At 70.5% G+C, this 7637-nt stretch carries 6 protein-coding genes; 3 read left to right on the forward strand and 3 right to left on the reverse strand.

The genetic code is table 11. The features are described 5' to 3' along the window. Positions 1 to 18: 18 nt before the first annotated feature. Together ACFVTC_RS40745 and ACFVTC_RS40750 are read right to left on the reverse strand one after the other, a co-directional pair. Entirely contained in the window at positions 19 to 309 is a 291-nt protein-coding gene (locus tag ACFVTC_RS40745) for an STAS domain-containing protein (RefSeq protein WP_390134605.1), read from the reverse strand. Continuing rightward, on the reverse strand, positions 309 to 4469 hold the full coding sequence (locus ACFVTC_RS40750) for a SpoIIE family protein phosphatase (RefSeq protein ID WP_390134608.1): 4161 nt from the start codon (positions 4467 to 4469) through the stop codon (positions 309 to 311). Before ACFVTC_RS40750 ends, ACFVTC_RS40745 begins: the two co-directional genes overlap by 1 nt. Before the next feature lie 238 nt (positions 4470 to 4707). On the opposite strand from ACFVTC_RS40750, the gene ACFVTC_RS40755 reads away from it, so the two are divergent. Together ACFVTC_RS40755 and ACFVTC_RS40760 are read left to right on the forward strand one after the other, a co-directional pair. Next, positions 4708 to 6003 carry a PP2C family protein-serine/threonine phosphatase gene (locus tag ACFVTC_RS40755; protein WP_390134609.1) on the forward strand — a complete coding sequence of 432 codons (1296 nt, stop codon included), beginning with the start codon at positions 4708 to 4710 and terminating at the stop codon, positions 6001 to 6003. Beyond that, the gene (locus ACFVTC_RS40760; RefSeq protein ID WP_390134612.1) at positions 6000 to 6353 is read left to right on the forward strand and encodes an STAS domain-containing protein; all 354 of its coding nucleotides are present in this window, start codon (positions 6000 to 6002) and stop codon (positions 6351 to 6353) included. Before ACFVTC_RS40755 ends, ACFVTC_RS40760 begins: the two co-directional genes overlap by 4 nt. A gap of 108 nt (positions 6354 to 6461) precedes the next feature. Here the strand turns inward: ACFVTC_RS40760 and ACFVTC_RS40765 are convergent, their stop codons facing one another. After that, positions 6462 to 6827: an STAS domain-containing protein gene (locus ACFVTC_RS40765; protein ID WP_390134614.1), complete on the reverse strand. Its 366-nt coding sequence runs from the start codon at positions 6825 to 6827 to the stop codon at positions 6462 to 6464. Between the two features lie 167 nt (positions 6828 to 6994). Between ACFVTC_RS40765 and ACFVTC_RS40770 the strand changes: the two genes are divergently transcribed. Continuing rightward, positions 6995 to 7471 carry an ATP-binding protein gene (locus ACFVTC_RS40770; RefSeq protein ID WP_390134616.1) on the forward strand — a complete coding sequence of 159 codons (477 nt, stop codon included), beginning with the start codon at positions 6995 to 6997 and terminating at the stop codon, positions 7469 to 7471. Positions 7472 to 7637: the final 166 nt, after the last annotated feature.

The raw sequence follows: 7637 nt of genomic DNA on the forward strand, positions 1-7637 counted from the left end.
CACGCTGCCCAGGGAGGGTCACGTCTCCTCCTGGACGGTGGTCAGGTCGGCGAGTCCCGAGAACGTCAGGACGGGCGTGAGCAGCGGAGCGGTGATGAGTTCGATGCGGTCCGCGTGGGCGAACAGGACGCTCAGTCCGGCACTGTCGAGATAGTCGATCCCGGTGAGGTCGATGACGACGCGCCCCGGCAGGTTCTCCAGCGCGGAGGCGAGCGCGTCGGTGTTGCTCATGTCGATCTCACCGGTGGCTTTGAGGAACGCGGTTCCGTCCGGCCGGTGCCCTGGGGTGAGGGTGAGGGGTGTGATCATCAGGAGATCCTCGTGTGCATGTCGACGGTGGTGCCGACTGGGCCAGGGGTGATGGTGACCTGCTGCATCATCGCTCGCATCAGGGCCACTCCACGGCCGCGGTGCGCGTTGGCTTCGGGCTGCGGGGTCTTCCAGCGTCCGGTGTCGGCGACGGTCAGCCGCAGGTTGCCCACGAGGGCTTCGGCGCGCAACCGTACGGTCTGTCCCGGGGCATGACGGTGGCCGTGCTCAATGGCGTTGGCACAGGCTTCCCCCGCGGCGACCAGCACTCTCTGCGCGGTGTGGGGCGGGAGGTCACACTTGGCCAGCCAGGTGCGCAAGGCCTTGCGCACCGGGGCGAGTTGCTCCGACTCGGCCGGGAACGTCAGCTCCAGGGGAGCGGGGTGACGGTAGAGCAGGAGAGCCACGTCGTCGTCGTAGCCGTTGGCCGGTGCGAGGCGTGTCATGACCTCCGTGGCCAGCTCGTCGACCGCGGTCTCCCGCCCGTCCTGGACGGCCTCTCCCGCCTGGTCGATGCCGGTGGTGAGCGGGCGCCGGCGGCGTTCGACGAGGCCGTCGGTGTACAGCAGCAGGGTGGCGCGGGCGGGCACGGTGCATTCGGCCTGCGGCCGCTGGGCGCCGGGGCGTACGGCGAGCGGAGCGTACCGGCCACCGTCGAGGAGCTGGGTGGTGCCGTCGGGGTGGGCCAGGATGCCGGGGGGATGCCCGGCACTCGAGTAGGTGAGGTGACCGGTCTCCGGGTCCAGCACTCCGCAGAAGACGGTGGTGCACAGTGCGCCCTGTACGCCGGCCGCGAAGTGGTCCAGAGCCATCAGCGTCCGGCCGGGATCCGAGTCCTGGAGCAGCAGCGCCCGGCAGGCGCTGCGCAGTTGGCCCATCACGGTGGCGGCTTCCAGGCCACGGCCCACACAGTCGCCGACCACGATTCCGATCCGGCCGTTGGGCAGGGCGATGGTGTCGTACCAGTCGCCTCCGACCTCCAGGGGGCGCGCGGCGGGCTCGTAGCGAACGGCGAAGCCCTCGGGCAGCTTGGACGGGCCGAGGATGGCCCTTTGCAGAGCCAGGGCGGTTTCCCGCTGCTGATCGATCTGGTGGGCGCGGGCGAGGCTCTGGGAGAGGTGCCCGCCGAGCAGTGACAGCAGGAGTTGGTCCTGGTCCGTGAACGGCCGGTGCTGACGCAGATCGAGCCAGATGACCAGGGGCCCGTCAGGGTGTTCCAGGGTGATCCCGGCACCCGTGGCGTTCGCGAGCGGAGTCAGCGTCGGGCCGTCGCGCAGCGCGGTCAGCGCCGCCCGCCGGGACTCGTCCAGCGTGTTCCAGGTCAAGGGTGTGTCCGAGCCGGTCAGTCGCGGTCCCTGATCCGCGGAGAACACGACGCCGACGACGCGCTCGGCGCGCCAGAGGGCCTCGAACTCCTCCAGGGCTCCCGACAGCGTCTGGGGAAGGCTGGTTGCCTGGGAAAGGCGCAAGCTGAGAGCGGCCAGAGCGGTCTCCCGCTGGATCGCGTAGTGCTCCGCGGTGACGTCCCGGAAGGTCCCCACGGTGACGGTGCGTCCGGTGTCCGGGTCCTGCGCCTGGTTGAAGGAGGCACTCGCCCACAGCCGGTGTCCGTCGCGGTGCGTGACGGGGATGGTGTAGCTGCCCCGGTCCTCGGCCAGCAGACCGGAGAATGCCTCGGCGACCTGCCGGTGGGCGTCCGCGTCCGTCTCGGCGTCCGGCCACCAGGGGTGGACGGGTGCGTAGGGCAGACCCTCGGGCCCGTAGCCGAGGATGTCGCTGAACGCGGTGTTGATCTCGATGACCGCGCCGTGCTCGTCGCAGACGAAGAACGCCTCCTGCAGGGAGTCGACGAGCGCGGTGCGCCAGCGGGCGTGGTGGTTGCGCAGCCGCGAGAGGTCCAGGTTGCCGCGCACCCGGGCCAGCAGTTCGGCCGCGGCGAAGGGCTTGACGAGATAGTCGTCGGCGCCTGCCTGCAGTCCCTCGATGGACGCTTCCTCGCCCGCGCGGGCGGACAGCAGCAGGACGGGGACGGCGGCGGTGCGCGCTTCGGCGCGCAGCGCCGTGACCAGGGCGAGTCCGTCCATGCGGGGCATCATCACGTCGCTGACGACGAGATCCGGCGGCTGCGCGCGCACGGCCTCCAGAGCCTCCGCACCGTCGGTGACCGTGGCCACTTCGTATCCGGCTCCGGTCAGCAGCCTGGTGAGGTACTCGCGCATGTCGGCGTTGTCGTCGGCGACCAGGACCCTGGCGGCCGCGACCGCTCCGGACGAGGACGCGCCGACAGACGGCTCCTTGACGTCCCGGGGGACCGTGTCCGCCCGCTCGCCGGGCAGCCAGCGCAGGGCCTCCTCCACAAAGGGGGCGGCCGCGGCGGGTACCGCGTCCCGTCGCGTGCCGGGGACCAGGCTGTCGGGCGGCAGGTGCGCGGTGCCGAAGGGCAGCCGAATGGTGAAGCGTGTGCCCTCGTCCTCGGCGCTGGACGCGGTGATCGTGCCTCCGTGCAGGGCGATGAGCTCCTGCACCAGGGCGAGACCGATGCCGCTGCCCTCGTCGGAGCGGGAGCGGGCGTTCTCGATGCGGTGGAAACGTTCGAACAGGCGCGGCATCTCGTGCTCCGGGACACCGATCCCGGTGTCCGTGACGGTCACCACCGCCGTACGGCCGTCGCTGCGCAGCCCCACCTCGATGGAACCGCTGAAGGTGAACTTCAGCGCATTGCTCAGGAGGTTGAGGATCACCTTCTCCCACAGCCCGCGGTCGACGTACACCGGGTTCTCGAGCCCCGGGCAGTCGACCGTGAAGGTCAGCCCGGCCTTCTCGACGGCCGAGCGGAAGACGCTGGAGAGCTCGGCCGTGAACGAGCCCAGATCCACCGGCTCGTACTGGGCCTGCATCCGGCCGGCCTCGATGCGCGAGAAGTCCAGCAGACTGTTGACCAGCTTGCCGAGCCGCAGCGCGTTGCGGTGGATGACCTCAAGTTCCTCCCGCACCTGCGGATCCGACTCGGCCAGCCTGCCGCGCAGTTCCTGCACCGGGCCCATGATCAGGGTGAGCGGGGTGCGGAACTCGTGGCTGATGTTGGAGAAGAACGTGGTCTTGGCCCGGTCCAGTTCCGTGAGTACCTCCGCGCGGCGCTGCTGTGCCTGGTAGCTGCGCGCGCCGGCGATGCCCGCCGCGATGTGACCCGCGGCCAGCTCGACGAAGCCCCGGTAACCTCCGTCCAGCGGCCGGTAGCGGTTCAGCGCCGCCACGAGGAATCCGTACGGAGCGCTGCCGGGCTGCAACAGCGGCACCACCAGGGCCTGCGTCGGGGGCTCCTGCCAGCTTCCGGCAGGCACCGACGCGGACGGGACGCCGTCCAGATCCATCAGTACCGACTGGCCCTGGAGCAACTCGGCGACGGGCCAAACCGGCTGAGTGTCGGCGGCGGACAGTGTCCGCGGAGCCACCGGATCTCCCGCGCCCACTCCGGTCGAGGCCGCCAGCCGGGCGGAGCCGTCGTCCTGGAAGAGGTACGTCAGAGTGAAGGGAAGATCCTGCGGATTGTGCTCCAGCTGCCGGCCGGCGAAGGCCAGCATCTCCTGCTCCGTACGCACCACGCTGGGATCGGATCCGAGATCGCGCAGCGTGGCCATCCGCCGCTCACCGATGACCCGCTCCGTGTCCTCGCTGACCACGCACAGCATGCCGACCACGCGGCCGTCGTCATTGTGCAGGGGGCTGTAGGAGAAGGTGTGGTAGGACTCCTCGGGGAAGCCCGAGCGCTCCACGAACAGCAGCAGCGCCTCGTCCCAGGTCGCCCGGCTCGTGGTCATCACCGTGTCGATCCGCGGGCCGATGTCCGGCCAGATCTCCGCCCACACCTCGCGCGCCGACCGCCCCAGGGCCCACGGGTACTTCCCGCCCAGCGTGTCACTCCGGTAGGCGGCGTTGCAGAAGAACGTCAGTTCCGGGCCCCACGCCATCCACATGGGGAAGCGAGACGACAGGAGAATGCTCACCGCCGTCTGCAGGCTCTGCGGCCAGCCGGACGGTGGTCCGAGCGGCGTCGCCTTCCAGTCCACCGAGGCGAGATCACGACCGACCTCGCTGTCGGCGGCGAAGACATCGGTCCCCGCCGTCGCTCGCGTCTCACGCTCGGGCTTCTCGGTGCCCACTCGACATCCCCTCGTTCCTGTCTGCCGGCACCGTCATGCGCGGTAGCGCGTCCGAAGAACCCTCACGACCGCGCCGACCTCGCCCCGTTCGCCTGCTCGGAGTCTCCTGGAAGTCGCCGCCACGGCCGTGGCGCGGTGGCGCAATCCGTAGGATAGGACAGCCACTCTCACCAGAGGCGTGGGGGACGGACAGGAGCCGGCGGTGGCTGTGCAGGACGACGCCCGTTCTCCTCGAGCGATGACCTCTCTGAGGGGCAAAGCCCGGTGCCCGGACGTCACACGGCGCTATGGCGGCCTGGACGCGGCCGCCGTCGACAGCATCCTCAGGCGAGTCGCCTCGCTGGCCGCCGCCCTCTTCGACGCGCCCGTGGCAACGGTAGCGGTCACCGGCACCGACGGTGCGTGGTTTCGGTCGACGCACGGATCGGACCTGGTGGCCGGTCCCGGTTCCGTCCCGGAGCCGTGGGGCCGCGCGCTCCTGCCCGACCACTCCGGCACGGCCGGCGACACGTCCACCGGTGCCCGTACGGTGATCGGCCGGCCGATCCACCGGGAGCTGGGCATACGGTTCTGCGTCGCCGCACCCGTGGTCACCGCGGACGGTGAGCGACTGGGCAGCATCCAGGTACTGGACACCCGGCCGAGGAAGGCCACCGACAGGCAGATGAGCGCTCTCGAGGACCTGTCCACCCTGCTGGTGGACGAACTCGAACTGCGGCTTTCGGTGAGCGGGACCGTCGCCACCGAGCGTCGCATGCGCAAGGACGCCGAACGCCTGGCCCGCACTCTCCAGCGCACACTGCTCCCGCCCGCCCTGCCGGAGGTTCCCGGGCTCGGTGTCGCCGCCTCGTACCACAACGCCTCGGCGGACGAGGTCGGAGGAGACTTCTACGACCTCTTCCCCCTCAGTGACGGACGCTGGGGTTTCTTCCTGGGGGACGTCTGCGGAAAGGGCGCCGAGGCCGCGGCCCTGACATCGCTGGCCCGCTACACGCTGCGCGCCGCGGCCATATACGACCCCGATCCGCGCGCGGTACTGGCCAATCTCGACACCGTCCTCAAGGGCGAGTACCAAGGCGACGATCCCCGTTACTGCACCGCCGTCTTCGGAGTCCTCCAGCCCGAGGCGGGCGGGTCCTTCACCGTCACGCTGGCAGGGGGAGGCCATCCTCCGGCCCTCGCCCTGCGCGCGGACGGGTCCGTCCATCCCGTCTCCACCAAAGGGGGCCAGCTCATCGGCCTGCTTCCCGACCCGCACTTCGTGACGGCCACCCTGCGACTCGCCGCCGGCGAGACGCTGCTGCTGTACACGGACGGCCTGACCGAGGCGCGCACCGAGACGAGAGCGATGCTCGGCGAAGCGGGACTGATCGCCCATCTCTCCGCGATTCGCCCCCGGGACTCAGGTGCGCTGCTGACCGCCATCGACGAACTTCTCGGCGGCCTCGGCGCGGGTGTCACCGACGACACCGCACTGTTGGCACTCTCCGTCCCGTCTCCCCGCAACGAACCGACCGCCCAGGAGCTCCAGTGACCCAGCGCATCCTCACCGCCGCATCGAAGGCACATTCCTCCGGTGTCACCGTGCTCACGGCGGCCGGTGAACTCGACTACCACACCGCCACGGAACTGCGTGCGGCGGTGGACGACGCCGCGTTCACGGCCGACGGCACGGTGATCGACCTGAGCGGGCTCACCTACTGCGACTCCACGGGCCTCACCGTCCTGGTCACGGCCTACCAGCGGGCCCAGGCCGCCGGATCACCCCTTGCCCTGGCCGGACTCAGCGCGGACCTCGCCCACGTGTTCGAGATCGTGGGACTCGACCAGCTCTTCACCCTCTCCCCGACGGTCGAGGAAGCCATCAGGTCGCTGCGCCGTTGACGTTCCGCCCGGCGCCCCGACAACGCTCCCGGTCCGCGGCGCGGCGCTGGAACATCGCTGGGGCGATGCTCGAGAACCCGGCTGTCGACACGCGAGCCGGACGGACGCTCAGTCGTCCAGGGCCTGTTCGACGGTGGGGCGGCAGGCGATGACGGCGTCGAGGCCGACGAGCTGGATGACGCGCAGGACGGGGCCCTGGGCGCCGGCGACGCGCAGCCACCCGTGGGCGTCTTGGGCGGCCTGGTGGGCGGAGACGAGAACGTTGATTCCGCTGGAGTCCATGAAGGTCACGGCGCTGAGGTCCAGCACGGTACGGGGCGGGTCCTGGCCGTCGGCCGGCAGCACGATGCCGCGAAGGGCGTCGGTGACGTCGTGGTCGATCTCGCCGCCCAGCGTCACGACACGGATTCCGTTCGCCGTGTGTACTTCGACGGACAGCCGGTCCGGCCTGTCCGTTCCCTGGGTGCTGGTCACTGTCTCCTCGTTCGCGTTCAGGGTCTGCCCGGTCCACCGCGTGGAGATTGTGCCCCAACGCCCGTGACGGATGCAGCTGAACGGCTGTGTCGAAGAGCACGTTGTGATTACGTGATTGAGTGACGGGTACACGAGGGCTGTAACACACGGGGAACGAGGGAGTCGGGATGGGAGCCCAGACCGGCGATGAGCACGGTGTGGGGCATGGCACCCAGATACAGGCGAGTTACGCCTTGGGTGACGACGACGGCAGCATCGCCTACGCCCGCCATCTCGCCGTGGCCTTTCTGGAGCAGGCGCGTACCGCGCACGGTCTGACCGTGTCCGCCCGTGTCATGGATGTGACGCAGCTGGTCGTGAGCGAACTGGTCACCAACGCCCGCAAGTACGCGCCGGGTCCGACACTGATGCACCTTCGGATCGCCGACGGCATCGTGGACGTCGCCGTCTGGGACAGCGATCCCACCGTTCCCAGCGCCCGGACCGCCGACCCCGGCAGGATCGGCCAACACGGTCTGGAGATCGTCAAGGCCGTGGCCTGGCACCTCGAGGTCGAACGGGAAGCGGTCGGCAAGCGCATCACCGCCCGGCTGCCGCTGGCCGACACACCCCGGAGCGGGGTCACCGCGCTCCGCCTGCCGTGACGGAACGTCAAGCGGCGTCCTGACTGACTGCCGAGACCGGCCCCGGCGCCCTGGCTCGACGCCCACCTTGCTCGACCGGACTGCCATCGCGCCCTCGCACGAGAGGTGGGGCCGGCCGGAGGGTCTCCGGCCGGCCCCACCCCACGGGGGGGGGGCGGGGCGGTCA

Source organism: Streptomyces sp. NPDC057950, from assembly GCF_042887295.1.
In the GTDB taxonomy this organism is placed as follows: Bacteria; Actinomycetota; Actinomycetes; order Streptomycetales; family Streptomycetaceae; genus Streptomyces; species Streptomyces kaempferi.